Source organism: Streptomyces sp. SS7 (assembly GCF_037993025.1).
Lineage (GTDB): Bacteria > Actinomycetota > Actinomycetes > Streptomycetales > Streptomycetaceae > Streptomyces.
The window spans coordinates 1,008,238-1,034,580 of sequence record NZ_CP141223.1 but is presented as its reverse complement, the minus strand read 5'-3'; the positions used below and the strand labels follow the sequence as shown (position 1 = coordinate 1,034,580).

The window sequence follows — 26,343 nt, the reverse complement described above, 5'->3', positions numbered from 1 at the left end:
TGGATCGGGCTGACTGCGCAGTCACACGGGAATGCGACAGAGCTCCCCGGTCTGCCGCAGGCCGGTCGGACCGGAGCGAGGGCAACTCCTCCGTCCGGGTCCGCGGGCCCGGTGCCCGGAGTGTTGGCATGCAGGGGGACACCGCCGGCCACCCAGAGTGCGCCTATGACGCGTACCCGTACGGCGGTGCTGTGCGCCGCCGCCCTCCTCGCCGCCACCCTCCCGACAGCGGTCGCGACCGCGGCGCCCGACCGCCCCCACCGCGCCTGCGTCACCACCGAGAACCCGCACGGCCGGGCGCGCGAGGTCCTCGCCGTCGTCCGCAAGGCCAGGAAGGACCTCGGTCTCAAGGCCGCCCTCGTCAAGGTCACCGTCGGCGGCCGCACCCTCTACACCGGCGCGGTCGGCGAGTCCATGACCGGAGTGCCGGCCACCCCCGCGATGCACTTCAGGACCGGCTCGGTCGCCATCGCCTTCATGGGTACGGTGCTCCTCCAGCTCGCCCAGGAGCACAAGGTCGGCCTCGACGACCCGGTCTCCCGCTGGCTCCCCGACCTGCCGCACGGCGACAGGATCACCCTGCGCATGCTCGGCGACTCCACCTCCGGCATCCACGACTACGTCCCCGACCCGGTCTTCCTGAAGAGGCTGTACGCCGACCCGTGGCGGCACTGGACCCCCAAGGAGGTCGTCGGCATCTCGCTGAGCCACCCCCTCTGGTACCGGCCCGGCACCAACTGGAGCTACTCGCACGCCAACTTCCAGCTCCTCGGCCGCGCCCTGGAGAAGATCACCGGCACCCCGCTGGACCGGCTGCTGCGCACCCGTGTGTACCGCCCGCTCGGGCTGCGCAACACCGCCGCCGCCGACACGGCCGTGATCCCGGAGCCCGTCCTGCACGCCTACGACGACGAGCGCGGCACCTACGAGGAGTCCACCTACTTCAACCCGTCCTGGACCACCGCCCCCGGCGCGGTCATCACCCAGGACATCTGCGACCTCGCCCGCTCGGGCAAGGGCGTCGGCGCGGGCGAACTGCTCTCCCGCAGCTCCTTCCGCACCCAGCTCGACCCGGGCACGGTCGGCCTCGGCCACCCCACGAGAACCTGCCCGGCCACCGTCTGTCTGCCCATGACCGAGGACTTCCACTTCGGCGTCGGCGTGGTCGTCAAGAACGGCTGGGTGGTGCAGAACCCGTCCTTCTTCGGCTACGCGGCCGTGATGGCGTACGAGCCGCACCAGCGGCTCACCATCGCCGTGTCCACGACGGTGGGCCCCGACGCGCCCGGCGGCAACACCGCCCAGACGGTCACCGAGCGGATCGCCGAACGGCTCGCCCCCCGGCACCCGCTGGCCGGCTGACCGGTCGCAGCCGGCCCGACGCCCGCACCCGTCCGCGTACGGTAAGGTTTACCTGCGCGTTCCCGCAGCTCACCGCCGCGGCAGCGCGACGGGACGTGGCGCAGCTTGGTAGCGCACTTGACTGGGGGTCAAGGGGTCGCAGGTTCAAATCCTGTCGTCCCGACAAGGAGTCCGCTCCGTCGTCGCAGAGCAGGGCCCGCATCCACACCGTGGATGCGGGCCCTGTCTCAGTAACGGGCCACGACCTCCGTGAGATAGCCCCGCAGCATCACCTTCGCCTCCTCCAGCAGGGCCGCGTCACCGTCCGGGACCCGGCGGAACGCCTCCTGGGCGAGCGCGTCGGCCGTGAGGACGGCGGCGTGGCAGGCGCGGGCCAGCGGCTCGTCGTCGCGTACGACGTCCAGCGCGAGCAGCACCCGGCGGATCCCGTCGGCCATCCGCCGCTTGTGCTCACGGTCCGCCGCCCGGGTCCGCTCGGTCAGCCCGCTGCCGAACCACAGCGCCCGGAAACCGTGCTCCGTCCGGTAGATCCCGGCGTACGCGTCGATCAGCACCCCGACCGGATCCTCCCACCGCTCCACGGCCGCGGCCCGGACCAGGTCGTCCATGACGCCCTCCAGCCGGGAGAACCACCCCGCCGCCAGGGCGTCGATGATCGCGCCGCGATCGGGCAGGTACTGGTACAGCGACCCCACGGAGACCTTCGCCTCGGCCGCCACCCGGGTCGTCGTCAGCGCCTCCACGCCCTCCTCGACCAGGATGCGCTCGGCGGCCCGCAGCAGCAGCGCCAGACGGGCCCTGCTGCGGGCCTGACGGGGGGTGCGGCGCAGAGGAGTGTCCAAGAACCGGCTCCGAACGTGAACGTGACTTTGTTTCATGTTTAGGCTACCTTCGCGCCCATGACCGCCTCAAGCTCGACGCCGGGCCAGAAGCGGACCGCCGTCGCGGACGTCTGCCGGCGCCTGGGGGCCGAGGGCCTCCTCATCGGCACGGCCGGGAACGTGAGCGTCCGCGTCGACGACCGGGTCGCCATCACCGCGACCGGAGCGGTCCTCGCCACGCTGACCCCGGACCAGGTGACCGTGGTCGACCTCGACGGCAAGCACATCGAGGGGACCTACGAGCCGACCTCGGAACTCGAACTGCACCTCGGCGTCTACCGCCGCCACGGCAGTGGGGCGGTCGTCCACACCCATGCGCCGCACGCCACCGCCGTGTCCTGTGTGCTCGACGAACTCCCTTGCATCCACTACCAGTTGCTCGCCCTCGGTGGCACGGTCCGGGTCGCCCCCTACGCCACCTTCGGCACCCCGGAACTCGCCGAGTCGGTGCTCACCGCCCTGGAGGGACGCAGCGCCGCCCTGATGGCCAACCACGGCGCGCTCACCCACGCCGTCACCCTCGACCAGGCCGTCGAACACGCCCTGCTCCTCGAATGGGCCTGCGGCGTCTACCAGCGCGCCGCCTCCATGGGCACCCCCCGCTTCCTGGACGAACAGCAGCAACTCGCGGTGATCGAGGCGGCCGTCGCCCGCAACTACGGAACCACCCGTCCCGTGCCACCCGCGCACGAGGAGAACAGGGGGAGCAGATGAAGGTCCTCACGATGGGCGTGCACGTCCTGGACGTCCTGGTCCGGCCGGTCGAGGAGATACCCGAGGGGCAGGGCGCGACCCTGGTCGAGGACATCCGGATGACCGCCGCGGGCACGGCCGGCGGCACCGCCCTCACCCTCGCCAAGCTCGGCGCCGAGGTGCTCAGCGCGGGCGCGATCGGCAGCGACCCGACCGGTGACATGCTGGTGCAGCTGCTGAACCGGGCCGGCATCGACACCGGGTTCCTCGTCCGCCGCACCGACACCGCGACCTCCGCCAGCGTCCTGCCCATCCGCCCCAACGGGGACCGGCCCTCGCTGCACCTGCTCGGCGCGAACATCACCTACGGCGTGGACGACGTGCCCTGGGACGCCCTCGCCGAGGCCACCCATCTGCACCTGGGCGGGCCCGAGTTGATCGGGGTGGACACCGCGGCGCGGATCCTGTCGTACGCGAAGGAACACGGGGTCGTCACCTCCGTCGACCTGCTCGCGCCGGGGGTGCTCGGCAGCTTCGAGCAGATCGAGGCGGCGCTGCCCTACGTCGACCACTTCCTGCCCAACGAGGACCAGGTCCTCGGCTTCACCGGCGAGGACGACCTGCTGACCGGCGCGCGGAAGCTGCTGGCCGCGGGGGTGGGCGTGGTCGCCGTGACGCGCGGCGGTGACGGGGCGCTGGTGGTGAGCGCGGACGGGGCGGAGCCGGTGCCGGCGTTCGTCGTCGACGTCGTCGACACCACCGGGTGCGGGGACGCGTTCTCCGCGGGGTACCTGAGGGGGATCGGGCTGGGGCGTACGCCGAGTGACGCGGCGGTGCTGGGCAGTGCGGCTGCCGCGCTGGTCGCGCAGGGGCTCGGCAGCGATCACGGTGACTTCGATCTGGCCGGTGCGGATGCGTTCGCCTCTTCCGCCAAGTCCCATGCGTGAGTGAGTGAGTGAGTGAGTGAGTGAGTGCGTGAGTGAGTGGGTGCGGCGCCCCTGGGACCGCTGAGGAACAGGGCCACCCGCCTCGACCATCCGCAGAAGCAGGGGTGGCGGGGCGTGCCGGGAGGCCTTGAAGTCCGCGTACATCGCCTCCCGGCTCGCCGTCCGTCGGGCGGCGGTCGCCCTCTTGGCACGTGCTCCGTGCCGGGGGTCGGGCGCGGCCGTCTCGGCCGGGGAGGTCCGCGTCGCGCTCCAGGCCGGCGGGGCCGGGTCCGGGGCCGGGGGGCGTTCGCTTCGTGCCGGGGCCGGGGGTCGGGCGCGGTCGTCTCCGCCGGGGAGGGCCGCGTCGCGCTCCACGCCGAAGGTGCCGCACGCCGGCGACAGGGTCCCGGACCGATCCGTCTCACCCGCCGTACTCACCTGGTGGACGCCCTCTTGACGTCCGCCAGGGGTGGATCGACACTCGATCAGGGAATCCTAGTGAACAGGTAGGGAAACATGGGGCGCCTGCATCCGGCCGCCGGCCGCACAAGCCGCACGACCTGGTCTTCGCCCCTCCTCACCTCCCGCCGTCACATCGACCTGCAGCGCGTCTGCAGCGCCATCAGCCTGCCGCGCTGAGCCGGGCCCCTCCCGCGCCGGACCGAGCGGCGGTGTCCGCCGACACCGCCCCGTCCCGCGTGTGAGGACGAGGGCCGTCTCCCTTTTCGCCGTCGCATCCGCCGCGCGCACGTCCGCCCGTGCGCCCGCCCCCGGGGAGAGTCATGTCCGTCACACCGCTGGCCGCCCACCCGTCCGCCCGCCCCGCTCCCGCCTTCCGGGGCAGGATCGGCCGGGACGCGCGCAGCGGGCACTACGCCGTGCCGCGCCGCTACCGGCTCCATCTGTCCACCGCCGACCCGGACGGACTGCGCATCGCCGTCACCCACGCCCTCCTCGGCCTCGACCGGGCCTGTCCGGTGACGTTCCTGCCCGCCGTCCCCGACTGTCCCGACGGCGGTCATGCGCAACTGCGCCCGCTCTACGAGGCCAGCGCCCACCGCTACACCGGCCCGGCCCTCGCGCCGGTGCTCAGTGACGACTGGTCGGGCCGGATCGTCTCCACCCACGGCCCCGACATCGCCCGCGACCTGGCCCGGAGGTTCGCCGGCGGCCGGGCCGTGCTGTACCCGTGCGGCTCGGAGTCGGAGATCGAGGCCGTGGAACGCATGTGCGCCCAGGGCATCGAGGAGGCGGCCCAGCGCGCCGGGGAAGCGGGCGCCGACCCGGCCGGGCGGGCCGCCGCGCTCGACGCGCTGCTCGCCACCCTCGGCGTCCTGGAACAAGGGCTCGGTGCCCAGCCATATCTGATCAGCGATCAGATCACCGCGGCGGACGTCGAGTTGTGGGTGGCGCTGGTCCGGCTGGACACCGTGCACCGGCACCACCTCGACGCCGACGCCGTGCGCCGCATCGCCGGACACCCCGCCCTGTGGGCCTACGCCCGCCGGCTGGCCGCCCGTCCGGCCTTCGGTGCGCACCTCGACCTGGACGGCATCGCCCGCCGCCACCACGCCCGTTGTCAGGGCCTGGAAGCCGCCGGAGCCGCTGTCCAGATCCTGGACTGGGCAGCCCACGCGGCGGAGGGCAACAGCCTTCCTTCGCAGGTCAACCGGCCCTGAGCCGGTCCATCCCTTGGACGGCCGTTGACATTCGACTGGTCAACTGCCTTACTTGGAAGCCGAATGGTCATGAGCGTCAGCGACAAGCCCTGGCTGGCTGACCGGCAACCCTCGCTCCGCGGTGGGGTGCCCCAGGTGACGACCGGACCGGATGACGTTTCGGTAAGCGCGAGGCCCTCGGGGCCGGACAGTGACGGTGACGAGATGTACGCAGCTCCCAGGACGGCCGCACGCCGTCCCCAGGGCTGCGTACAGCCGTACGCGAACCTGTCGAACCTGTTCGCCGCCAACCGCGCCGTCGATCTGCTCCGCGTGAACAGCGCACTGTGTACCGCACCGGGCCGTGCCCGCTGTCGGGGCTGAGCTTCCTCCCTCTCGCCCCTCGCCCCGACCCCGCGTTCCTGACGGACACCGCCGAAGCGGTGTGCCGCCCGCCGCCCCACCCCGGTTCCCCCGTACGCACCCGTGCGCCGCGCGCCGATCCCCGCCGGCTCGTCACTCCTGCGTCGGTCCGGGGTGCCCGACTCCCGCCGGAGCCCACCATGAGTGAACCCCCAGGCGCCGTGACCCTCGCCGAGGCACCCGCCGCCGACACCCCGTCAGAGAAGCTCACCGCCCAGCGCGTTCAGCCCCTGCGCCGCCCGGGACGCTGGATCGCCACCGCCGTGGTGCTGGTCCTGGTGGCCCAGTTCGTGCACGGCCTGGTGTCCAACCCGTTCTACCAGTGGGACCGGTTCGGCTACTGGTTCCTGCGGCCCGTGATCCTCGACGGGCTGCTCATCACCCTCGAAGTCACCGCCTACAGCGCGGTGCTGGGCCTGCTCGGCGGAGTCCTGCTCGCCCTCGCCAGGCTCTCGAGGTCCCCCGTGCTGCGGGCGGTCAGCTGGACCTACGTCTGGGCGCTGCGCTCCATCCCGCTGATCGTCGTCCTGCTGTTCCTGTACAACTTCAGCGCCCTGTACCGGACGCTCAGTGTGGGCGTCCCCTTCGGCCCCGCGTTCTTCACCTTCGACGAGTCCCGGCTCGCCACCGACATGGTGATCGCGGTCGTCGGTCTCAGCCTCAACGAGGCCGCCTACGCCGCCGAAGTGGTCCGCGGCGGCATCCTCTCCGTCGACCAGGGCCAGCACGAGGCGGCCGCCGCCCTCGGCCTGCCGAAGGTCTACCAGTTCCGCAGGATCGTCTTCCCGCAGGCCCTGCGCTCGATCGTGCCGAACTACGTCAATCAGCTCATCGGCCTGGTCAAGTCCACCTCGCTGGTGTTCTACGTCTCGCTGCTCGACCTGTTCGGCACCGCGCAGACCATGGGCGCCACCTATCCCGGCGACATCGTGTCGCTGCTGCTGGTCGTCACCGTCTGGTACCTGATCCTGACCAGCGTCGTCTCCGTCGTCCAGTTCTACGTCGAGCGGTACTACGCCCGCGGTGCCACCCGCTCCCTGCCGCCGACACCGCTGCAGAAGCTCCGCACCGGGCTCACCGGCCTGCGGGAGCGCATCCGCCGGGAGGCCGCCGTATGACCGCCGACACCATCGAGGCCCTGGCGGACGCAGAGGCCGCCACCGTCGAGGTGCACGACGTGCACAAGTGGTACGGCACCCACCGGGTGCTGGACGGCGTCAGCCTGACCGTCCGGCCCGGCGAGGTCACCGTGATCCTCGGCCCCTCCGGCTCCGGAAAGTCCACCCTGCTGCGGGTCATCAACCACCTGGAGAAGCCCGAGATCGGCCACGTGAGCATCAATGGCGAGCCGATCGGCGTGAAGCGGCAGGGCGGGAGGCTCAAGGAGCTGAGCGAGCGGGCCATCCTCACCCAGCGCGGGCGGATCGGCTTCGTCTTCCAGAACTTCAACCTCTTCCCGCACCTGACCGTGCTGGACAACGTGGCCGCCGCCCCGGTCGCCACCGGCCGGCTCGGCAAGTCCGCGGCCCAGGAGCTGGCCCGCGAACTGCTCGGCCGGGTCGGCCTCGGCGACAAGGCCGGCGCCTACCCCCGCCAGCTCTCCGGAGGCCAGCAGCAGCGCGTCGCGATCGCCCGCGCCCTCGCCCTGCGCCCCGGCGTCATCCTCTTCGACGAGCCGACCTCCGCCCTCGACCCCGAGCTGGTCGGCGAGGTCCTCGCCGTCATCAAGGACCTGGCGACCGGCGGCACCACCCTCGTCATCGTCACCCACGAGGTCGGCTTCGCCCGCGAGGTCGCCGACAAGGTCGTCTTCATCGACGGCGGCAAGATCGTCGAGCAGGGCCCGCCCCACGAGGTCCTCGACCAGCCGCGGCACGAGCGGACCCGGGACTTCCTCAGCAAGGTCCTCTGACCCGCCGCACCCTTCAGACCTCCCCCCACGCCACCCTGATCACCTCCAGCGACAAGGAACGGCCATGGCCACCCACTTCACCCGACGCAGCCTGATTCGCGGCATCACCGCGGCGACCGCGGTCGCCACCCTCGGCACCGGGCTCGCCGCCTGCGGTGGTGAGAGCGACGCCGCCACCACGGCCGGATCCGCCGCCTCCGGCAGCGTGACGATCGGCCGGGTCTCCAACGGCGCGGCGAAGGAGACCACCCTGAAGGTCTCCGAGGTCGAGTCGATCAGCGCCGAACTGCCGGCCGCGGTGAGGAAGAGCGGCAGGCTCACCATCGGGATCGGGGCCCTGCCCTCCGGATTCGCCCCGCTCGCCTACATCGGCGACGACCAGAAGACCCTCACCGGCGCCGAGCCCGACCTCGGCCGCCTGGTCGCCGCCGTCCTCGGACTGAAGCCCGAGACGAAGAACTTCACCTGGGAGAACCTCTTCGTCGGCATCGACAGCGGCAAGGTCGACGCCGCCTTCTCCAACGTCACCGACACCGAGGAGCGCAAGAAGAAGTACGAGTTCGCCTCCTACCGGCAGGACAACCTCGGCTGGGAGGTGAAGAAGTCCAGCAGCTGGAACTTCGACGGCGACTACGAGAACCTCGCCGGCCTCACCGTCTCCGTGGGCTCCGGCACCAACCAGGAGAAGATCCTCCTGGAGTGGAAGAAGAAGCTCGAGGCCGAGGGCAAGAAGCTCACGATCAAGTACTACCCGGACCGCAACGGCCTCTACCTCGCCCTCGGCAGCGGCAAGATCGACGCCTACTTCGGGCCCAACCCCGGCATCGCCTACAACGTCTCCCAGACCGCCGGCACCGCCAACGCCACCCGCAACGCGGGCACCTTCTCCGGCGCCGGTGAGACGCTCCAGGGCCTGATCGCGGCCACCGCGAAGAAGGACAGCGGTCTGGCCAAGCCGCTCGCCGACGCCATCAACCACCTGATCGAGAACGGGCAGTACGCCAAGTGGCTGGCCGCCTACAACCTCTCCAACGAGGCCGTCACCAAGTCGGAGATCAACCCGCCCGGCCTGCCGCTGGACAACTCCTGACGCATCGTCACGACATGTCGGCGACCCCACCGCACCAGCCTCGACGGGCGCACCACGGCGATCCGTGGCGCGCCCCCGGGAACACCCGGCGCGGTGGGGGCGTTGTGACGCGTGACGAGGTGTGGACGGCGTCGCGGGGCGCCCGACGGGGGAGGCGGCGGCCGTGACGCTCCTGTGCCAGGCCGTGCGCCTTCACTCCCGGCCCCACATCGACCTCCGTCGCGTGGCCGGCGCGCTCTGTTGCTCCTGACCGGTTCCCCTCCCGCCGCACCCTCGCACGGGTGACGTGCGCCCCCGTACGGACCTCCAGGAAGGCACCTCCGTGTCCTCGAACCCCGTCTCTCCCCTCCACCTCGCCGTCGCCCTCGACGGCACCGGCTGGCACCCCGCCTCCTGGCGCGAGCCGGTCGCCCGTCCCCAGGAGCTGTTCACCGCCGGCTACTGGGCCGACCTGGTCGCCGAGGCCGAGCGCGGCCTGCTCGACTTCGTCACCCTGGAGGACGGCCTCGGCCCCCAGTCCTCCCACCCCCTCGACCCGGACGACCGCACCGACCAGGTGCGCGGCCGCCTCGACGCCGTGCTCGTCGCCTCCCGCGTCGCCCCGCTCACCCGGCACATAGGCCTGGTGCCGACGGCGGTGACCACCCACACCGAGCCGTTCCACCTCTCCAAGGCGATCGCCACCCTGGACTACGTCAGCACCGGCCGCGCCGGACTGCGCGTCCAGATCACGGCCCGGCCCGGCGACGCCGGCCACTTCGGCCGCCGTACGGTCCCGCGCGTCGACGACTTCCACGGCCCGGTGGTGACGGAACTCTTCGACGAGGCCGCCGACTACGTGGAGGTGGTGCGCCGCCTCTGGGACAGCTGGGAGGACGACGCCGAGATCCGGGACGTGGCCACGGGCCGCTTCATCGACCGCGACAAGCTGCACTACATCGACTTCGAGGGCCGCCACTTCAGCGTCAAGGGCCCCTCGATCACCCCCCGCCCGCCGCAGGGCCAGCCCGTGGTCGCCGCGCTCGCCCACGCCACCGTCCCGTACCGGCTGGTCGCCCGCGCCGCCGACGTCGGCTTCGTCACCCCGCACGACAACGACCAGGCCCGCGCCGTCGTCGCCGAGATCCGTGCCGAGCAGCAGGCCGCCGGCCGCGCCGCCGAACCCCTGCACGTCTTCGGCGACCTCGTCGTCCTCCTCGACGACGACCCCGCCGAGGCCGCCGCCCGCCGCGACCGCCTCGACACCCTCGCCGGCGAGGCGTACACCAGCGACGCCCGGATCTTCACCGGCACCCCCGCCCAGCTCGCCGACCTCCTCCAGGAGCTGGCGCAGGCCGGGCTGACCGGATTCCGGCTGCGCCCCGCCGTCGTCGGCCACGACCTGCCCGCCATCACCCGCGGCCTGGTCCCCGAACTCCAGCGCCGCGGCGTCTTCCGCCAGGCCTACGAGGCCGACACCCTGCGCGGACTGCTCGGCCTGTCCCGCCCCGCCAACCGCTACGCCGCAGCCTGAGCCGGACGGAGAGCCGACCACCATGAGCAAGCCCCTGAAGCAGATCCATCTGGCCGCCCACTTCCCCGGCGTCAACAACACCACCGTGTGGAGCGACCCGAAGGCCGGCAGCCACATCGAGTTCAGCTCCTTCGCCCACTTCGCGCGCACCGCCGAACGCGCCAAGTTCGACTTCCTCTTCCTCGCCGAGGGCCTGCGCCTGCGCGAACAGGGCGGCACCATCTACGACCTGGACGTGGTCGGCCGCCCCGACACCTTCACCGTCCTCGCCGCGCTCGCCGCCGTCACCGACCGCCTCGGCCTGACCGGCACCATCAACTCCACCTTCAACGAGCCCTACGAGGTGGCCCGCCAGTTCGCCAGCCTCGACCACCTCTCCGCCGGCCGCGCCGCGTGGAACGTGGTCACCTCCTGGGACGCCTTCACGGGCGAGAACTTCCGGCGCGGCGGCTTCCTCCCGCAGGAGGAGCGCTACTCGCGTGCCAGGGAGTTCCTCGCCACGGCCACCGAACTCTTCGACTCCTGGCGGGGCGACGAGATCGTCGCCGACCGAGCCACCGGCACCTTCCTGAGCGACGCCAAGGCGGGCGCCTTCGTCCACGAGGGCCACCACTTCGACATCCACGGCCGCTTCAACGTCCCGCGCAGCCCCCAGGGCCGCCCGGTGATCTTCCAGGCCGGCGACTCCGACGAGGGCCGCGAGTTCGCCGCGTCGAGCGCCGACGCGATCTTCAGCCGGTACGCCCGGCTGGAGACCGGCCAGGCGTTCTACACCGACGTCAAGTCCCGGCTCGCCAAGTACGGCCGCCGCCCCGACGAGCTGCTGATCCTGCCGGCCGCCAGCTTCGTCCTAGGCGACACCGACGCCGAGGCCGAGGAGATCGCCAAGGACGTGCGCCGCCGCCAGGTCAGCGGTGCGACCGCCCTCAAGCACCTGGAGTTCGTCTGGAACCGGGACCTCTCCTCGTACGACCCCGAAGGCCCCCTCCCCGACGTCGACCCGGTGGTCGGCGACGAGCACATCTCCCGGGGCCGCGCCCAGGTCCGCATGTACCGGGACCCGCTGGCCGTCGCCCGCGAGTGGCGCGCGCTCGCCGAGGCCAACAACTGGTCCATCCGCGACCTGGTCATCGAGACCGGCAACCGGCAGAACTTCGTCGGGACGCCGGAGACCGTGGCCCGCACCATCGACGCGTACGTCCAGGCCGATGCCGGCGACGGTTTCATCCTCGTCCCGCACATCACCCCCAGCGGCCTCGACGAGTTCGCCGACAAGGTCGTCCCGCTGCTCCAGGAGAGGGGCGTCTTCCGCACCGAGTACGAGGGCACCACCCTGCGCGACCACCTCGGCCTGGACCGCCCGCGGTCGGTGGCGTAGGCCACGTCACGGGCCGCTGATCCGACCGCACGTGCGGCCGGGGCTCGTCTCCCTCCCCCGAAGGCGACGAGCCCCGGCCCTTCCCCCGGCGCCGGACAGTGGTCCTCCGCGGTCCCGTGCCGCTCACCAGCACATGACCGCCGTCTCTCCCGAACCCCAGCCGGAGTACAGGCGCACCCGCACGAAGTAGCGGCGGCCCTTGACGAGGCGGGCCCTGAGCGTGGCGTTGAGCGGGGTGCCGCCGTCGTCCCGGCCGGCGAGGAAGCGGGGTTCGCCGTCCCGTTCCTCGAAGACCACCACGATCGCGTCGCCCTCCCCGAAGGTGCCCACCGTGTAGGTGCGGGTCTCCCGCGGCTCCACGGTGAAGTCGGCCTGCTCACCGGGCCCGAGCGACAGCGCCACCGAGCGGAACGGCACCAGCGCGGGCGGCCGCGGCACGTCCGGCGGCGGGTACCAGCGCAGCACGAACTCCTTGTCCAGCGGGGAGAGCGCCCCCGGCGGACGGACCCCGCCCCGGAACTGCTCCGGCTCCAGGATCAGCCCCGCAGCGAAGGGGTACTCCATCACGGACTGCGGATCCCACACCGAGCCGTTGACCTCGGCCGGATCCAGCTTGCGCAGGACGTTGAAGAACGTGCGGTCCCGGCTCCAGTGGTTCGGCGGGCCCGCCAGGTCGGCGTAGACCGCCTCGTCGTCCCAGTGGATGCCCGCGAACGGGCTCTGGTGCTCGTGCTGCATGCCGAGCGCGTGCCCGATCTCGTGCAGGGCCGTCGCCCGCTCCCCGGGAGCGGTCAGATCCCAGCCGAAGTTCATGGTCCGCTCGTTGAGCCCCGCGGACAGCGCGTCCCGGCCCACCGCCGACCAGGACCCGTCCCCCTGCTGGAAGCCGATGCGCAGCTCCGCCTCCGAACGGTCGGCGACCTCGGCGAACGACACCCCGAGCCCCAGGCCGGCCCACTCGCCGAAGCAGTCGCGCACCACGTCCCGCTGGTCCTCGCCGCCGACCCACGACACCCGCCGGATGTCCCCCGAACCCGGCACCGGGATCACCGAGGCATCGCTCTCACCGGCGAAGAAGTGGTAGTGCAGGACCGTGCCGTTGACCCACATCCGGCGCGCGCTCATGAGCGCGCCCAGCCGCTCGGCGGCCAGCCCCGGCGCGAAGGCGGGGGCCGGCTGCGGCGCGAGCGAGCAGTAGCGGGCGGTCATGGGCCCCAGCCTGCCGTGACGGCCCGGCCGGACGCCTGAGTCGGGGGCTACTCAAGTCGCCCTGTATCAGGGCTGAGCAACCCGACTCCTGATGACGTGACGACGATCGAGACGCATGCCGGGGCCCTGCGCCTGCCGTTGCCGTTCACCGGCCGGCAGGAGGAACGGGAGCTGGTGCGCCGTGCGCTGGCGGCGGGCCGGCCGGGCCTCGTGCTCACCGGGCCGACGGGCTGCGGCCGCACCCGGCTGGCGGCCGAGGCGGTCCGCGCCAGCGACTGCGTCCGCGTGGCCGGCACCCCCGGGGCCCGGGGCACCGCCTTCGCCGCGTTCGCCCACCTGCTCCCCGAACGCGTCACCCTGCACCGGGCCGTCCGGCTCCTGTCCGACACCCGGCTGCTGCTGGTCGACGACGCCCACCTGCTGGACGACGCCTCCGCCGCGCTGCTGCACCAGCTCGCCGTCCTGGGCCGCACCCGGCTCCTGGTCGTCGTCACCGAGGGCGTGGGCGCCCCGGACGCCGTCACCCGGCTGTGGACCGGCGACCTGCTGCCCCGGCTGGTCCTGGAGCCCCTCCCCGCGGAGGACGTCGCCCAGTTGCTCACCGCCGACGCGGGCGGTCCCCTCGCCCCGCTCACCGTCGGCCGGCTGCACCGTCTGTGCCGGGGCGACCTGCGTCTGCTGCGCGACCTGCTGGCCGCCGTACGCGACGAGGGCCTGCTCACCGCGGTGCCCGGCACCGAGGAACAGGCCTGGCGCGGCCGGGTCCCGCTGACCCCCACCCTCCGCGAACGCGCCGCCCCCGTCCTCGCCCGTCCCTGCCCGCAGGAACGCGAGACCCTCGACCGGCTCGCCTTCGCCGAACCCCTGCCGCTGCCCGTGGACACGCTCGATCTGCGGGTCCTCGAACGTCTGGAGGCGGACGGCCTGATCGAGGTGGAGGGCCTGATCGAGGCGGACGGCCCGGCCGAGGGGGACGGCCTGATCGGGACGTTCGACGGCGAGCCCGCGACCGTACGCCTGGCCGACCCGCTGCACGGCCCCGTGCTGCGCGCCGCCGCCGGCCGGCTGCGCGCACGCCGGCTGGCCGCCGGCCGCCGGCCCCTGGACGAGGCCCTCGACGCGGAGGCGGCCGCCCTGGCCGACGGCATCGCCCGCGCCGACCTCCGCGCCGGGCGGGCCCCGGTGGGGGAGTGGCTGGTCGCCGAGGGCGAGACCGTCCCGCCCGGGTACGCGGCCGTCCGCGCCCGCCACGCCCGCCTGCGCGGCCGACCCCGCGAGGCGGCGGCCTGGGCGCGGGAGGGCCTCGCGGGCGCGGCGCGGGACGCGGCCTGCCTGCGCGAACTCGACCTGGCGGCAGCGGAGTCGGGCCGCGCGGAACTGGTCCGCGACGGCGACCCCTACACCGCCGTACGCCTCGGCACACCCGGCGAAGCCCTCGGTCTCCTGCCGCCCGGCAGTGTCTTCGCCCGGCACGCCCGGGCCCTCGCCGACGCCGACGGCCCCGCCCTGGACCGGGTCGCCGGTGACCTGGCGGAGCGCGGGTTCCTGCTGTTCGCGGCGGAGGCGCACGCCCAGGCGGTACGGGTCCACCGCGACCCCACGGCCGCGCGCACCGCCCGCACCCGCGCCGTCGCCCTGGCCCGCCGCTGCCCGGGCGCGCGCACCCCGGCGCTGTCCGGCCCGGCCCTCGGCGAACTCACCGCCCGGCAACGGCAGATCGTCACCCTCGCCGCCGCAGGTCTGAGCAACCGTCAGATCGCCGAGCGGCTCACCCTGTCCGTCCGCACGGTCGGCAACCACCTCTACGGCGCCTACACCCGCCTCGGCGCCGGCGACCGGGCGTCCCTGCCCTGCCTGCTGGAACAGCCCGCCTAGAAGGTGTTGCGAAGGTCCTCGCGGACGCGGCCGTTCACGCCGCCCCGAACGCCGTGAACGCCCACCCCGTCGCCTGGTGCAGCGCGTCCCCCGGCAGGGCGGCCCGGGCGTCGCGCAGCGCCTCGGCGAGAGACGCACCGTCGCTGAGCCCCTTGTGCAGCGCCAGCATCAGCGGCACCACCGCCGCGTCGTTCACCGGCGCACTGCTCGCCACCACTCCCGCCGTGCCGAGCGGCAGCAACGCGGTGACCAGACCGAGGAGTTCGTCGGCGCCGACCGAGGCGAGCCGGGCGGTGTCGCAGCTGGAGAGGATGATCCGGTACGGGCTGCGGGCGAGCCGCTCGAAGTCATGGACGATCAGCGGGCCGTCGGCCATCCGCAGCGCCGAGAACATCGGGCTGTCGGCACGGAAGGTGCCGTGCGCGGCGATGTGCGCCAGCGCGGCCCCGTCCAGCTCCCGCAGCACCCGGTTGCCGTGCGCGTCGGCCTGCTCCAGCACCGTGGCCCGGCCGTACCGCCCCGCCACCTCCGGTACCTCCGCGCCCCCGGTCGCCAGCCCCGGGCCGCGCACCAGGACCTGCCGGCCGCCCGGCGGCGGCTCGGTGTCCCGGGCCCGCAGCCAGGCGCTCGCCGACGGCGACACGCTCACCACCCGCTCGCGCAGCGAGGGCAGCAGCGCCCAGGGCACCCGGTGCAGCCGCGCCGGGGGCACCACCACCACCGGCCCCGTGCCCAGCAGCCGCGCCGCCCCGCCCAGCAGCAGTTCCTCCAGCCGACGCCCCGCCGCCTCGGCCACCGGCAGCCGTGCCTCCCCACCCGGGTGGGCCAGCCGGCGCAACGCCGCCTGCACGTACTCGGCCTCGCGCTCAGCCTCCGAGAGCAGCCCGCCGGTGAACCGCCGCACCCGCCCCCCGCCGCACAGCAGTACCTGCACCCGCCCGTCCAGCACGGCGAGTTCGACCAGCCGCCCGGCCCCGAGCCGGTCCAGGAGCCGGCCCGCGTCGAACCGGCCGCCGTACCCCGGCGCATGCCCGCGGATGTGCAGGGTCCGGGAGCGGATCTCCCGCTCCAGCCGCCGCTGCTCCCGCTCCAGGGCGGGCACCGGACGCCCGTCCATCCGGGCCTCCTCCGCACGCGCCGCGATCACCCGGAACGCGGTCAGCCCGCTCAGCAGCGCCGGATCGGCGGGCGGCCGGGTCGGCGGCGTGGACAGGGCCGTCGCCCGCCAGCGCTCGCTCCACTCCAGCAGCCGCCGGGGGCCGCCCCGCTCCAGGCTCACCTGCTGGGCCAGCGCGGCCAGTTCGGCCCCCTGCGCGGTGGCCCGGGCCCGCAGCTCCGAGGCGCCCAGCGTCGTACGGTGGTCGTCGAGGACGGCGAGTCCGCGCCGGCAGGCCTCCAGCACCCCCCGGTCCGACCCGGTGGCCCGGGCCCGCAGCGCCTGGGCCGCCCAGCCCGTCATCCGCGCCAGCGGCGGCCCGCTGCGCCGGCTGCGCGCGGCGACCTCCAGATAGCGTTCGGCGTCCGCCGACCAGTTGAGGCCGAGCGCGATCCGGCCCGCCAGCAGCCAGGCCTCCGGCGCCGCCGGCGCCCCGAAGGACGACAGCCGCTCCGCCACCCGGACCGTGTCGGCGACCAGCCGCCCCGAACCGCGCCCGGCCGCCACGCGGGCGTCGATCAGCACGAGCTGGGCGTGCGCCTCCCACCACGTGCGCCGCTGCCCGGCGAACAGCCGCACCGCCACCGCCGCCCGCGCGATCGCCGTACCCGGATCGCCCGCCAGCCGTGCGGCCCTGGCGGCGGCCAGCAGCAGTTCCGCCTTACGGGTCGACTGGCCGCCGATGCCGTCCAGGACCGCCGTGGCCGCGTCCGCCTCGGCCAGGGCCTCCGGCGCCAGCCCGGCCGCCATCAGCACCTCGCAGCGGCGGATGTTGAGCATGAAGGTGGGTGTGCCGAGCTTGGCGTACCGTTCCTCGGCCTCGTCGAGGAGCCGCAGCGCCGCGGGGACGTCCCCGGAGCGGAACGCGGCCAGACCCCGGCTCTCCACCGCGTCCGCCTTGTCGTGCTCCTGGCCGGTGGTGTCCCACAGCGCCTCGGCCGCCGTGAAGTCCGCCTCCGCCCGCTCCACCGCCCCGAGCGCGAGGTGCACGGTGGCCCGCAGGGTCAGCGCGCGCGCCGTCCAGATCACGTCGTCCGCCTGCCGCAGCACCGGGATCGCCCGCCGTACGTCCTCCAGCGCCTCCGGGTGGTGCCCGAGCACCCACCACGAGTAGGCCCGCCGGTACAGCACCCGCGCGCGGGTGTGGCCCGTCCCGCGCGTGATCCCGCGCTCGAAGGCCGTCAGGCCCTGCCGGGTGCGGCCGGCGTGCACCAGCGCCACCCCGAGCGTGGCCAGCACGTCCGCCTCGCGCTCCGCGGAGTCCGCGCGCGCCGCCAGGGCACGGGCGCGCCGCAGATGGTCCAGGGCGAGCCGCATGTCGCCCCAGTCCCGCTGCCAGATGCCGATCACCTGATGCGCGACCGAGGCACGCAACGGCGTCGGATCGGTGTCGAGCACCCCCCGCGCCCGCGACAACGCGTCGTTGGGGGCGGCGAACACCATCGGCAGCAGTTCGAGAACCGGGTCGTTTCCCGCTGTCACTCCACGGATGGTAGTGCTCCGCACGGCAGGCCACACCGGTCGGGAGCGGTATCGGCCGCACACAAGTACGCCACCCCGCCCCGCAACCGCACCACCGCCCACGCCGTCGCACCACCTGTATCAGCGGACCGGCCGGCGGATCACACTGACGACACACCGGCCAGGGGGAGGACACGGCATGGCACCACGGCGATTCCACGAACAGTTCGACCAGATCCAGCGCGCGCTGCCCGGCGTACCGCTCGCGATGGGACCCGACGACTCCGCCGAGTTCATCTACGAGAAGGGCGTCGTCCTCGCCCGCGACGGAGAGGAGGCCCAGGTCGTCGAGGACACCGTGCGCGCCCACTTCACCGCGACGGAGGGCCTGACCGCCGACGACGTCCGGCGCGCGGGACCGCGCACCAACCGGTCCGGCATCACCCGTATCCGGGTCGGCGACCCCGGCCGGGGCGACCGCACCGCCGACCACGCCGTCGCCGGCGCCGTGCGCGCCCTGCGCGAGGCGGAGGGCCGTACCGGACGCCGCCTGGTCAGCCGCAACCACGTCGTGTCGATCTCCGTCAACGCCTGCCCCGGCGACGAACCCGTGCCCGCCCCGGCCGCCGGTCTGCCCAACCCCGCCCCGGCCGACGGCGCTCACGACCCGGACTCCGCGGTCGGCGTCCTGGTGGTCGACACCGGCCTGATGCACGACTACCGCTCCTACCCGCCGCTCGCCCACACCGACGGCGACCTCCAGGTCCGCGAGAGGGACGAGGAGGGCGTCCTCCAGCAGTACGTCGGCCACGGCACGTTCATCGCCTCACTGGTCGCGGCCGTCGCGCCCAACACCGACGTCACCGTGCGCAACACGCTCGACGACTGCGGGGCCGTTCTGGAGGACGAGTTCGGCGAGAAGCTCTTCGACGCCGTGGAGCAGGGCGGCTGGCCGGACATCCTCAGCCTCTCCGCCGGCACCTCCAACGGACGGCCCGACGGACTCCTCGGCCTCGACGCCTTCCTGCGGGCCCTGCGCGCCCAGCGCACCCTCCTGGTCGCGGCCGCCGGCAACAACGCCAGCGCCACCCCCTTCTGGCCGGCCGCCTACGGCTCCCTGCCCGAGTACGCCGACGCCGTGCTGTCGGTCGGCGCGCTGCGCGCCGACGGCGAGTTCGGCGCCTGCTTCAGCAACCACGGCCCCTGGGTACGGGTCTACGCCCCCGGCGAGCGCCTCACCGGCGCCCTCACCGGCTTCGCCACCCCCGTCCCGTACGTCTACCAGCACTCCACCTACGACAGCTGCCGCTACGGCTTCGGGTACGCCTGCACCTGCCGCTCCCCGCGCCACACCGGCGTGCTGAGCGACGGTTCGGGCAAGCCGGACCAGGTGATGTTCGAGGGGTTCGCCTCCTGGAGCGGGACCTCTTTCGCCACCCCCCTGGTCGCCGGGCTCGTCGCCGCCCACATGACCGCGAACAAGGAGACCGATCCCCGTGCCGCCGCCCGACAACTGCTCGAGAACAACGCCGAGTTCGCCGAGGTGCGCGGGGCGCACGTCCCGGCGCTGCGCCCGGCCGGCTGGCGTCCGGCCCCGGTCGGCCCGTCCTGAGCGGGCCGGCGGGAACCGCGTGAGGTCCGAAGGAGCACCCGTCACGGCGTACGATGACAGGCCGTACACGAGGGGTGGGGCCGTGGACCGTACAGATGTCGGCGCGCTCGTCCGGTCGGCCGTCGACGGGGAAACGGCGGCCTGGAAGGCGCTCGTGGAAGGGCTGAGTCCGCTGGTGTGGTCGGTCGTGCGCGCCCACCGGCTCTCCGAGGCCGACGGGCACGAGGTCTACCAGACCGTGTGGTTCCGCTTCGCCCAGCACCTCGGCCGGATCCGGGAACCGGAGAAGGCGGGCTCGTGGCTCGCGAGCACCGCGCGCAACGAGTGCCTGAAGGTGCTCAAGAGCTCGAGACGGCTGACACCGACCGACGATCCCCAGCTGCTGGACCGCGCCAGCGACGAACCGACGCCCGAGCAGTCGGTCCTCGACTCGGAGGAGGCGGCCGCGCAGAGCGAGCGCGTCCGCTTCCTGTGGCAGGAGCTCGAAGCGCTCGGCGACCGCTGCCGGCAGCTGCTGCGGGTGCTGGTCTCCTCGCCGCCGCCCAGCTACCAGGAGGTGTCGAGCGCGCTCGGCATCGCCGTCGGCAGCATCGGGCCGATGCGCCAGCGATGTCTGCGCCGTCTGCGGGCCCGACTCGACGCACGGGGAGCACTGTGAACGGCATGAGCGACGACAGGTTCGGCGACCGGGCCGACGGCAGGGTGGACGACGGGCTGAACGACGGGTTCGAGGAGGGTTTCGAGGACGACGAGTTCGACCTCGGGAGCCTGGAGGAGGAGCTGCGTCAGACCGTGGCCATCCTCGATCCGGTCCCGGCGGAGCTGTGCCGGATCGCCGTCGAGGCCTACGCGCTGCACGACCTGGACGCCCGTGTCGCCGAGCTGACCTTCGACTCGCTGACCGACGCGATCCCCGTCAGGGGAGCCGGGGACGTACCGCGCATGCTGACCTTCCACAGCGGTGGGCTCACGGTCGACGTGGAGGTGTCCGAGGACGGCCTGCTGGGGCAGCTGCTGCCGCCGCAGTCCGCGTCGGTCGAGGTCCTGCACGGCCCGCGCGCGGGGGCCGCGCTCACCGCCGACGCCATGGGCCGGTTCGCCTGCCCCACCCCGCCCGCCGGCCCGTTCGCCCTGCGGCTGCGGACCGGCGGCGAGGTGGTCGTCACGGAGTGGATGCGGGCCTGACCGGGGACGGCCCTCAGGAGACGGCGTCCACCAGGGCCGCGAGGGCCGCGGCCAGCCGGGGCAGTCCCGCCCCGGCCGGCCCGCCCGGTTCGCCCATGTAGGTGTCCCGCCGGATCTCGACCATCAGCGCGGACACCGCGGGCTCGCGCCGGTAGTGCTCCAGGGGGACGTACGTCCCGGCGAACGGACTGTCCAGCCCGGTCCGCCCGATGCCCGCGAACGCGGCCCGCGCGGCGGCGAGCAGTTCCGGCGGGGTGTGGAAGGCGTCGGTGCCCAGACAGACCGGTGGACGCGGCCCCGCGCCGTGCAGCTCGTAGGGCAGCCGCTCGGTCGGATACGAGTGCACGTCGACGACGACCGCCCGCCCGACCGCCGCGAGCCGCTCCCGCACCGCCTCGGTCATGGCGTCGGCGTACGGCCGGAAGTAGCGCTCGACCAGCGGCCCGGGGTCGTGGCCCTCGCCCCGCAGCACCTCCCCGTGCGTGGTCCGCGTGTACACGGCGCCCATCCCCACGGCGCGCATCTCCTCGCGCTCGTCGGGGAACCGCTCCGGATCGACGACCAGCCGCGACAGCCGGTTGACGAACCGCCAGGGCGTCACCTCCGCCAGCCGGGCCGCCTCCTCGGCGATCGCGTCGGTGTGCGCGTCGGTGATGTGGTCCAGCTCCCGCTCCAGCGCCGCGTCGTCCAGCACGAGGGCCGCCCGCACCCCGGCCGGTATCTCCCGCGCCGCGTGCGGCACGTGCAGGATCACCGGCGAGGCGGCCGCTCCGGGGAGGAGGGCGAAGGAGGGGGCGGCAGGGGTCATCGGGCGGCTCCCGGGGCGTTGTCGGAGGCGTGGTGCATGATCGGTGGCACGGGCGCCGAGGCCCGCGCAGAGGCCATCACAACACGACGGGACGCGAGGGCGGGGACGGGCACGGCGGTGGGGAGGCTCATCGCCCCCCGGGCCTGGTGACCGCCGGACCGAGGATCTGCCGCACGAGCGCGGCGACCTGGTCCGTCTCGAGCAGGAAGCCGTCGTGGCCGTACGGCGAGCCGATCACCCGGAGCCGGTCGGCGGACGGGATCAGGGTCGCCAGCTCGGCCTGCTGGGCGAGCGGATAGAGCCGGTCGGAGTCCACCCCGGCCACCAGGGTGGGCGCGCCCACCCGGCGCAGGGCCGCCCGCGCACCGCCCCGGCCCCGGCCGACGTCGTGCGCGTTCATCGCCTCGGACAGCACCACATAGCTGGCCGCGTCGAACCGCCGTACCAGCTTGGCCGCGTGGTGGTCGAGATAGGAGCCCACCTGGTAGCGCCCGCCCCGCAAGGGGTCCTCGCTCCCCTGGGGCGCACGGCCGAAGCGGGTCCGCAGCTCCGGCTCGCTGCGGTAGGTGACATGGGCGAGCCGGCGGGCGAGACCGAGCCCGGCGTGGGGGCCGCGGCCGGTGTCGTGGTAGTCGCCGCCCTGCCAGTGCGGGTCGGCGCGCACGGCCCCGGTCTGGATCTGCGCCCAGGCGATCTGCTCCGCGCTCGCCGCCGCCGTGGTCGCGAGCAGCAGCAGGGCGCCGACGCGTTCCGGGCGGGACACGGCCCACTCCACCGCCCGCATCCCGCCCATCGAGCCGCCGACGACCAGCGCCCAGCGTGCCACCCCGAGGGCGTCCGCGAGGTGCGCCTCGGCGGCGACCTGGTCGCGCTGGGTCAGGAAGGGGAAGGCCCCGCCCCAGCTGCGGCGCCCGTCGGGCCGGGCCGAGGCCGGGCCCGTACTGCCCTGACAGCCGCCGAGCACATTGGGCGCGACCACGAACCACCGGTCGGTGTCCAGCGGCCGCCCCGGACCGACCAGGGCGTCCCACCAGCCGGCCGTCGGATGCCCCGGTCCGGCCGCCCCGGCGACATGGCTGTCCCCGGTGAGCGCGTGCAGGACCAGGACGGCGTTGGAGGCGTCGGGGGCGAGGCGGCCCCAGGTCTCGAACGCCAGCCGGACGCCCGGCAGTTCACCGCCCGCCTCCAGGGCGAGGGGCCGCTCGGCCCGGTACCAGCGCCGCCGCCCCGGCGGGTCCCCCTCCCGCCAGGCCCCGGTGGCCGGCGGCAGGGAGACCTCCTTCGGCAGCGTCACCTAGGCGCCCTTGGCCGCGCGGAAACCGGCCTCCAGGTCGGCCTTGAGATCGGCGAGGTTCTCGATGCCGACCGACAGCCGCACCAGGCCCGGGGAGGTCCCGGTCGCCGCCAGTTGCTCCTCGTCGAGCTGGCTGTGGGTCGTGGACGCCGGGTGGATGATCAGGCTGCGCACATCGCCGATGTTCGCGAGATGGCTGAACAGCTCCACCGCGTCCACGAACCGCCGGCCCGCCTCGATGCCGTCCCGCAGCTCGAAGGAGACGATCGCGCCCGCGCCCTGCGGCAGGTACCTCCGGCCCGCTTCGTACCACGGGCTGGACGTGAGGCCCGCGTAGTGGACGACGGCGACATCGTCGCGCTGCTCCAGCCACTGGGCGAGCGCCAGCGCGTTCGCCGAGTGCCGCTCGATGCGCAGGCTCAGCGTCTCCACGCCCTGCAGCAGCAGGAACGCCGAGTGCGGCGAGAGCGCCGGACCGAGGTCGCGCAGCAGCTGCACCCGCAGCTTGATCGCGTACGCGCCCGGGCCGAGCGCCGGCCAGTAGCGCAGCCCGTGGTAGCTGGGGTCGGGCTCGCTGAAGTCGGGGAAGCGCTCCGGGTGGGCGCCGAAGTCGAAGGTGCCGCCGTCCACCACCACACCGGCGATCGTGGTGCCGTGTCCGCCGAGGAACTTGGTCGCCGAGTGCACGACGACGTCCGCGCCGTGCTCGATCGGCCGCACCAGGTACGGCGTCGGCACGGTGTTGTCCACGATGAGCGGGACGCCCGCCGCGTGCGCCACGTCCGCGACCGCGCGGATGTCGAGGACGTTGCCGCGCGGATTGCCGAGCGACTCCGCGAACAGCGCCTTGGTGTTCGGCCGGATCGCCGCCCGCCAGGCCTCCGCGTCGTCCGGGTCGTCCACGAACGACACCTCGATGCCGTACCTCGGCAGGGTGTGCCGCAGCAGGTTGTACGTGCCGCCGTACAGGGACGTGCTGGACACGATGTGGTCGCCCGCGCTCGCCACCGTCAGGATCGCGAGGGTCTCCGCCGCCTGCCCGGACGCCAGCGCGACGGCGGCCACGCCGCCCTCCAGCGCCGCGATCCGCTGTTCGAGGACGTCCTGGGTGGGGTTGTGGATCCGTGTGTAGATGTTGCCCGGCTCGGCGAGGGCGAACAGGTCGGCGGCGTGCTGGGTGTCCCGGAACACGAAGGACGTGGTCTGGTAGATCGGGGTGGCGCGGGCGCCGGTGACGGGGTCGGGGGCGGCGCCGGCGTGGATCTGCCGGGTCTCGAACGACCATGCCGAGGTGTCGGGCTGCGTGCTCATGGTGCTCCTCGTGCTCTGCGTGCGGGGTGAGAGCGGGGGACGTGCGAGGAGGAAAGCACGGCCGGACGGGTCCGAACCGATCTGCAAAAAACCTGACATCCGACTGACACAGTCGGCACGGTCGCTGCAAAAGCCGCGCCCCGGCCGGGAGTTGCCGGCCGGGGCGCGGGGGAGCGGGAGCGGGTCAGCTCAGCGTCGCGAGCGCCTCGTTCCAGGTGGCCGACGGACGCATGACCGCCGCCGCCTTCGCCGGGTCGGGCTGGTAGTAGCCGCCGATGTCGGCGCCCTCGCCCTGGACGGCGTTCAGCTCCTCGACGATGGTCCGCTCGGCCGCGCCGAGCGTCTCGGCGAGGGGCTGGAAGGCCTTGGCCAGCTCCGCGTCGTCGCTCTGGCGCGCCAGCTCCTGCGCCCAGTACAGGGACAGGTAGAAGTGGCTGCCGCGGTTGTCGATGCCGCCGACGCGACGGGTCGGGGACTTGTCCTCGTTGAGGAAGGTCGCCGTGGCGCGGTCGAGGGTGTCGGCGAGGACCTGGGCGCGGGCGTTGCCGGTGGCCGTGGCGTACTGCTCGAAGGCCGGCACGAGCGCGAAGAACTCACCGAGGGAGTCCCAGCGCAGGTAGTTCTCCTTGACCAGCTGCTGGACGTGCTTCGGCGCGGAACCGCCGGCGCCGGTCTCGAACAGACCGCCGCCCGCCATCAGCGGGACGACCGACAGCATCTTGGCGCTGGTGCCCAGCTCCAGGATGGGGAAGAGGTCCGTCAGGTAGTCACGCAGCACGTTGCCGGTCACCGAGATGGTGTTCTCGCCGCGGCGGATGCGCTCCACCGACAGCTTGGTGGCGTCGACCGGGGCGAGGATCCGGATGTCCAGGCCCTCGGTGTCGTGCTCCTGCAGGTAGGCGTTGACCTTGGCGATCAGGTTGGCGTCGTGCGCGCGGGTCTCGTCCAGCCAGAAGACGGCCGGGTCGCCGGTGGCGCGGGCGCGGGTGACGGCGAGCTTCACCCAGTCCTTGATGGGGGCGTCCTTGGTCTGGCAGGCGCGGAAGATGTCGCCCTCGGCGACCGGCTGCTCGATCAGGACGTCGCCGGCCTGGTCGACCAGGCGGACCGTGCCCGCGGCCTTGATCTCGAAGGTCTTGTCGTGGGAGCCGTACTCCTCGGCCTTCTGCGCCATCAGACCGACGTTCGGGACGGAGCCCATGGTCGACGGGTCGTAGGCGCCGTGCGCGCGGCAGTCGTCGATCACGGCCTGGTAGACGCCGGAGTACGAGGAGTCCGGCAGCACCGCGAGGGTGTCCGCCTCCTGGCCGTCCGGGCCCCACATGTGGCCGGAGGTGCGGATCATGGCCGGCATCGAGGCGTCGACGATGACGTCGGACGGCACGTGCAGGTTGGTGATGCCCTTGTCGGAGTCGACCATGGCGAGGGCCGGGCCCTCGGCGAGCTCGGCGTCGAAGGAGGCCTTGATCGCGTCACCCTCGGGGAGGGAGGCGAGGCCGCCCAGGATGCCGCCCAGACCGTTGTTCGGGGACAGGCCGGCGGCGGCGAGCACGGCGCCGTACCGCTCGAAGGTCTTCGGGAAGAAGGCGCGCACCACGTGGCCGAAGACGATCGGGTCGGAGACCTTCATCATCGTGGCCTTCAGGTGCACCGAGAACAGCACGTTCTCGGCCTTGGCCCGGGCGATCTGCGCGGTGAGGAACTCGCGCAGCGCGGCCACGTGCAGCACGGACGCGTCGACGACCTCGCCCGCGAGGACCGGTACGGACTCGCGCAGGACGGTGGTGGTGCCGTCCTCGGCGACCAGCTCGATCCGGACCGAACCGGCCTCGGAGATCACCACGGACTTCTCGGTGGAGCGGAAGTCGTTCTCGCCCATCGTCGCCACGTTGGTCTTGGACTCGGAGGTCCAGGCGCCCATGCGGTGCGGGTGGGTCTTGGCGTAGTTCTTGACCGACGCGGGGGCGCGGCGGTCGGAGTTGCCCTCGCGCAGGACCGGGTTCACCGCGGAGCCCTTGACCTTGTCGTAGCGGGCCTGGATCTCCCGCTCCTCGTCGGTCTTCGGGTCGTCCGGGTAGTCCGGCAGCGCGTAGCCCTTGCTCTGCAGCTCGGCGACGGCGGCCTTGAGCTGGGGGATCGACGCCGAGACGTTCGGCAGCTTGATGATGTTGGCCTCGGGCGTCTTGGCCAGTGCGCCGAGCTCGCTCAGCGCGTCCGGGATGCGCTGGTCCTCGGTGAGGTACTCCGGGAACACGGCGATGATGCGCCCGGCCAGCGAGATGTCCCGCGTGGTCACGGCGACACCCGCCTGCGAGGCGTACGCCTGGACCACCGGCAGGAAGGAATACGTCGCCAGGGCCGGGGCCTCGTCAGTGTGCGTATAGATGATGGTCGAGTCAGTCACCGGGTGCTCCGCTCCACGTCTGCAACATTGCTCGACATCAAGATATCTCGTGACGCGGGCGGGCTCGACAGGGGTCCGCCGGGGGTCCGCTCACATTTCCCGCCATGACGTCCGCCGTACGGGCAACCGATCGGCCGGATCCGGTGGTCCAGGGGGTAGAGAGTCGACCTCCTCCACCGGCCGGACCGACCA

General features: G+C 73.5%; 21 protein-coding genes, 1 tRNA gene and 1 riboswitch. Of the genes, 15 read left to right on the top strand and 7 right to left on the bottom strand.

Features of this window, described 5'->3' with window-relative positions:
* Nucleotides 1–165 precede the first annotated feature (165 nt).
* Nucleotides 166–1,362: a serine hydrolase domain-containing protein gene (locus tag U5640_RS04655; protein ID WP_340374527.1), complete on the top strand. Its 1,197-nt coding sequence runs from the start codon at nucleotides 166–168 to the stop codon at nucleotides 1,360–1,362.
* A gap of 89 nt (nucleotides 1,363–1,451) precedes the next feature.
* Nucleotides 1,452–1,525 (top strand) — tRNA-Pro (locus tag U5640_RS04650).
* Nucleotides 1,526–1,589: 64 nt separating this feature from the next.
* Here the strand turns inward: U5640_RS04650 and U5640_RS04645 are convergent.
* Nucleotides 1,590–2,204: a TetR family transcriptional regulator gene (locus U5640_RS04645; protein ID WP_340374526.1), complete on the bottom strand. Its 615-nt coding sequence runs from the start codon at nucleotides 2,202–2,204 to the stop codon at nucleotides 1,590–1,592.
* A gap of 57 nt (nucleotides 2,205–2,261) precedes the next feature.
* Between U5640_RS04645 and U5640_RS04640 the strand changes: the two genes are divergently transcribed.
* From U5640_RS04640 to U5640_RS04600, 9 genes are all read left to right on the top strand, one after another.
* A complete protein-coding gene (locus tag U5640_RS04640; RefSeq protein WP_340374525.1) occupies nucleotides 2,262–2,957 on the top strand; it encodes a class II aldolase/adducin family protein in 696 nt (231 codons plus the stop codon).
* Complete coding sequence (locus tag U5640_RS04635; protein ID WP_340374524.1) at nucleotides 2,954–3,883, top strand: carbohydrate kinase family protein; 930 nt, start codon at nucleotides 2,954–2,956, stop codon at nucleotides 3,881–3,883. Before U5640_RS04640 ends, U5640_RS04635 begins: the two co-directional genes overlap by 4 nt.
* Nucleotides 3,884–4,378: 495 nt before the next feature.
* The gene (locus tag U5640_RS04630) at nucleotides 4,379–4,501 is read left to right on the top strand and encodes a putative leader peptide (RefSeq protein WP_340374523.1); all 123 of its coding nucleotides are present in this window, start codon (nucleotides 4,379–4,381) and stop codon (nucleotides 4,499–4,501) included.
* Between the two features lie 143 nt (nucleotides 4,502–4,644).
* Complete coding sequence (locus U5640_RS04625) at nucleotides 4,645–5,541, top strand: glutathione S-transferase C-terminal domain-containing protein (RefSeq protein WP_340374522.1); 897 nt, start codon at nucleotides 4,645–4,647, stop codon at nucleotides 5,539–5,541.
* A 65-nt stretch (nucleotides 5,542–5,606) separates the two neighbouring features.
* Nucleotides 5,607–5,716, top strand: a riboswitch (SAM riboswitch).
* A 367-nt stretch (nucleotides 5,717–6,083) separates the two neighbouring features.
* Nucleotides 6,084–7,061, top strand: a complete 978-nt coding sequence (locus U5640_RS04620; protein WP_340374521.1) for an amino acid ABC transporter permease — start codon at nucleotides 6,084–6,086, stop codon at nucleotides 7,059–7,061.
* Entirely contained in the window at nucleotides 7,058–7,855 is a 798-nt protein-coding gene (locus tag U5640_RS04615) for an amino acid ABC transporter ATP-binding protein (RefSeq protein ID WP_340374520.1), read from the top strand. Before U5640_RS04620 ends, U5640_RS04615 begins: the two co-directional genes overlap by 4 nt.
* A 64-nt stretch (nucleotides 7,856–7,919) precedes the next feature.
* Entirely contained in the window at nucleotides 7,920–8,945 is a 1,026-nt protein-coding gene (locus U5640_RS04610) for an ABC transporter substrate-binding protein (RefSeq protein WP_340374519.1), read from the top strand.
* A gap of 322 nt (nucleotides 8,946–9,267) precedes the next feature.
* Nucleotides 9,268–10,458 carry an LLM class flavin-dependent oxidoreductase gene (locus tag U5640_RS04605; RefSeq protein WP_340374518.1) on the top strand — a complete coding sequence of 397 codons (1,191 nt, stop codon included), beginning with the start codon at nucleotides 9,268–9,270 and terminating at the stop codon, nucleotides 10,456–10,458.
* A 22-nt stretch (nucleotides 10,459–10,480) separates the two neighbouring features.
* Nucleotides 10,481–11,836, top strand: a complete 1,356-nt coding sequence (locus U5640_RS04600) for an NtaA/DmoA family FMN-dependent monooxygenase (protein WP_340374517.1) — start codon at nucleotides 10,481–10,483, stop codon at nucleotides 11,834–11,836.
* A gap of 123 nt (nucleotides 11,837–11,959) precedes the next feature.
* Here U5640_RS04600 and U5640_RS04595 read toward each other — a convergent pair whose 3' ends face one another.
* Nucleotides 11,960–13,045 (bottom strand): M12 family metallopeptidase, encoded by a 1,086-nt coding sequence (locus tag U5640_RS04595; protein WP_340374516.1) that lies wholly within the window; start codon nucleotides 13,043–13,045, stop codon nucleotides 11,960–11,962.
* A gap of 96 nt (nucleotides 13,046–13,141) precedes the next feature.
* On the opposite strand from U5640_RS04595, the gene U5640_RS04590 reads away from it, so the two are divergent.
* Nucleotides 13,142–14,920, top strand: coding sequence for a LuxR C-terminal-related transcriptional regulator (locus tag U5640_RS04590; protein WP_340374515.1), 1,779 nt, complete (start codon nucleotides 13,142–13,144; stop codon nucleotides 14,918–14,920).
* Between the two features lie 34 nt (nucleotides 14,921–14,954).
* On the opposite strand, the gene U5640_RS04585 is transcribed toward U5640_RS04590, so the two are convergent.
* Nucleotides 14,955–17,558 carry a CHAT domain-containing tetratricopeptide repeat protein gene (locus U5640_RS04585; protein ID WP_340374514.1) on the bottom strand — a complete coding sequence of 868 codons (2,604 nt, stop codon included), beginning with the start codon at nucleotides 17,556–17,558 and terminating at the stop codon, nucleotides 14,955–14,957.
* Between the two features lie 178 nt (nucleotides 17,559–17,736).
* Here U5640_RS04585 and U5640_RS04580 point away from each other — a divergent pair, with 178 nt between their 5' ends.
* From U5640_RS04580 to U5640_RS04570, 3 genes are all read left to right on the top strand, one after another.
* Nucleotides 17,737–19,149, top strand: coding sequence for a S8/S53 family peptidase (locus U5640_RS04580; protein WP_340374513.1), 1,413 nt, complete (start codon nucleotides 17,737–17,739; stop codon nucleotides 19,147–19,149).
* Nucleotides 19,150–19,231: 82 nt separating this feature from the next.
* On the top strand, nucleotides 19,232–19,807 hold the full coding sequence (locus tag U5640_RS04575; RefSeq protein WP_340374512.1) for a sigma-70 family RNA polymerase sigma factor: 576 nt from the start codon (nucleotides 19,232–19,234) through the stop codon (nucleotides 19,805–19,807).
* A 5-nt stretch (nucleotides 19,808–19,812) separates the two neighbouring features.
* A complete protein-coding gene (locus U5640_RS04570) occupies nucleotides 19,813–20,334 on the top strand; it encodes a hypothetical protein (RefSeq protein WP_340374511.1) in 522 nt (173 codons plus the stop codon).
* 13 nt (nucleotides 20,335–20,347) lie between these two features.
* Here U5640_RS04570 and U5640_RS04565 read toward each other — a convergent pair whose 3' ends face one another.
* The 4 genes from U5640_RS04565 to U5640_RS04550 form a co-directional block, all read right to left on the bottom strand.
* Nucleotides 20,348–21,142, bottom strand: coding sequence for an N-formylglutamate amidohydrolase (locus U5640_RS04565; RefSeq protein WP_340374510.1), 795 nt, complete (start codon nucleotides 21,140–21,142; stop codon nucleotides 20,348–20,350).
* A 127-nt stretch (nucleotides 21,143–21,269) separates the two neighbouring features.
* Nucleotides 21,270–22,436, bottom strand: a complete 1,167-nt coding sequence (locus U5640_RS04560) for a homoserine O-acetyltransferase (protein ID WP_340374509.1) — start codon at nucleotides 22,434–22,436, stop codon at nucleotides 21,270–21,272.
* Complete coding sequence (locus U5640_RS04555; protein ID WP_340374508.1) at nucleotides 22,437–23,747, bottom strand: bifunctional o-acetylhomoserine/o-acetylserine sulfhydrylase; 1,311 nt, start codon at nucleotides 23,745–23,747, stop codon at nucleotides 22,437–22,439. It lies immediately after the preceding gene.
* Between the two features lie 184 nt (nucleotides 23,748–23,931).
* Nucleotides 23,932–26,151, bottom strand: coding sequence for an NADP-dependent isocitrate dehydrogenase (locus U5640_RS04550; RefSeq protein ID WP_340374507.1), 2,220 nt, complete (start codon nucleotides 26,149–26,151; stop codon nucleotides 23,932–23,934).
* Nucleotides 26,152–26,343: the final 192 nt, after the last annotated feature.